Here is a 2272-nt window from a genome sequence, read left to right on the forward strand (position 1 = left end):
AGTGTGCCCGGAGTTCAGGGCGGGCATGGATGCTTAAATGAACCGCGAGTCTGTCTGGAATATTGAACCGGTAACTCACGATGAGAAACCCAACAATCCCACCGGGTGTGACGGTGGAGAACCTGAGCGGCAGTGACCTGCGGCATGCCCGCAGGGTGATGTAACCCGCTGACAACGGGGATTGAGGCGAGATCACTAAGCCGAGATGATCCTCAAGGTTAAGTACTGAAAGGCTGAAGAACATGAACCCGTTAATCCGCCTCTGTGGGTTGAAAACGTCACCACGGCCTACGTGATCTGACAGGCCGTGCAGGAGGAACTGGCAGTGATACGTAAGCACTGCCGGTCGAAGGTGTTTTGACATGTATGCGAAACACCGGGGCAGCAGCGTCTATCACGCTTGCGTTGCTGACTTCTGCCAACTTGCGGCAAGCAAGGATAAAGAGTGCGACGGGCAGCCTCCTCAGTATGCCTGAGTCCAGGCAGGTAAACCGGGGAAGGTCAGCGACGGATGTTAAGGGGGCATGGCTCCGATGACGCGCTGGCTGGCGGAGCTTCCGTAGTAGTCCGCGATGGGGAAAGCCCATTACATGGCGAAGGGAAGCAGTTTGAATGTGTTTGCGACGTGAATTAACTGACCTAACGAGGTGAAGACCTTTGATAATCAGCGAAATGCAACGCAAGCTTGCCACATGGGCAGCCACCGATCCGTCCCTACGGATTCAACGGCTGCTGCGTCTGATAACACAACCAGAATGGCTGGCTGAAGCGGCGCGGATCACGCTTTCATCAAAGGGGGCCCATACCCCCGGCGTTGATGGCGTGAACAAAACAATGCTACAGGCCAGACTGGCTGTTGAGCTGCAAATCCTCAGGGATGAATTACTCTCAGGCCACTACCAGCCCTTGCCCGCCAGACGGGTTTACATCCCTAAAAGCAACGGCAAACTGCGACCACTGGGTATCCCCGCGTTGCGGGATCGTATTGTTCAGCGGGCCATGCTGATGGCGATGGAGCCGATATGGGAGAGTGATTTTCATACGCTCTCATATGGCTTCCGGCCTGAGCGCAGTGTCCACCACGCGATCCGCACGGTGAAATTACAGCTCACAGACTGTGGTGAAACCCGGGGACGCTGGGTGATTGAAGGCGACCTGTCCAGTTACTTCGACACCGTACATCATCGACTGCTGATGAAGGCTGTACGCCGCAGGATCAGTGACGCACGTTTCATGACTCTGCTGTGGAAAACCATCAAGGCGGGACATATCGATGTCGGTCTCTTTCGGGCGGCCAGTGAAGGTGTACCACAGGGCGGTGTTATATCGCCGCTATTATCGAACATCATGCTGAATGAGTTCGATCAATACCTGCATGAGCGCTACCTGAGCGGGAAAGCCAGAAAAGATCGGTGGTACTGGAATAACAGTATCCAACGGGGCCGAAGTACGGCGGTCAGAGAAAACTGGCAGTGGAAACCCGCGGTGGCGTACTGCCGCTATGCCGATGATTTTGTCCTCATCGTCAAAGGCACCAAAGCACAGGCGGAAGCCATCAGGGAGGAGTGTCGGGGTGTGCTCGAAGGCAGTCTGAAACTCAGGCTGAACATGGATAAGACTAAAATCACCCATGTTAATGACGGCTTTATCTTTCTGGGGCACAGGATCATTCGCAAACGCAGTCGTTATGGCGAGATGCGAGTGGTCTCAACGATCCCGCAGGAGAAAGCCAGAAACTTCGCCGCATCGCTGACAGCACTGTTATCAGGCAACTACAGTGAAAGCAAAGTCGATATGGCTGAACAACTCAACCGAAAACTGAAAGGCTGGGCCATGTTCTATCAGTTCGTTGATTTTAAGGCCAAAGTCTTCAGTTATATCGACCGTGTCGTGTTCTGGAAGCTGGCTCACTGGCTGGCCCGCAAATACCGTACAGGTATCGCTTCCCTGATGAGGTGGTGGTGTAAATCACCGAAACCGGGTCAGAGCAAAACGTGGGTTTTATTTGGTAAAACCAATCACGGCAAGCTCAGCGGCGAAATACTGTACCGGTTGGTGGGGCAAGGCAAGAAGCTGTTCCGCTGGCGGCTACCCGAAGGTAATCCCTATCTGAGGACGGAGACCAGAAACACGTATACATCGCGCTTTACAGAAGTGGCAATGGCGTTCGCCAGCATTTAAATGGAGAGCCGGATGCGCTGAAAGGTGCACGTCCGGTTCGGGGAGGAGAGGCAGGGAAATAGTCCGACTACGCCCTGCCTCTTACTCTACT

General features: G+C 54.2%; 2 protein-coding genes. One reads left to right on the forward strand and one right to left on the reverse strand.

The window, feature by feature from the left end:
• Positions 1–244 (reverse strand): hypothetical protein (locus ACMWKK_RS26085; protein WP_071988032.1); only part of this gene is annotated, 244 nt, incomplete at its 3' end.
• 428 nt (positions 245–672) lie between these two features.
• On the opposite strand from ACMWKK_RS26085, the gene ltrA reads away from it, so the two are divergent.
• Positions 673–2181, forward strand: coding sequence for a group II intron reverse transcriptase/maturase (gene ltrA / locus ACMWKK_RS26090; protein ID WP_001189111.1), 1509 nt, complete (start codon positions 673–675; stop codon positions 2179–2181).
• Positions 2182–2272 lie beyond the last annotated feature (91 nt).

Source organism: Enterobacter sp. 01-M-03-SI-ECC, assembly GCF_047530215.1.
GTDB classification, from domain to species: domain Bacteria; phylum Pseudomonadota; class Gammaproteobacteria; order Enterobacterales; family Enterobacteriaceae; genus Enterobacter; species Enterobacter chengduensis.

Coding starts and splice junctions, on each gene's coding strand:
- ltrA (WP_001189111.1), top strand. CDS start 673: ATGCAACGCAAGCTTGCCACATGGGCAGCCACCGATCCGTCCCTACGG.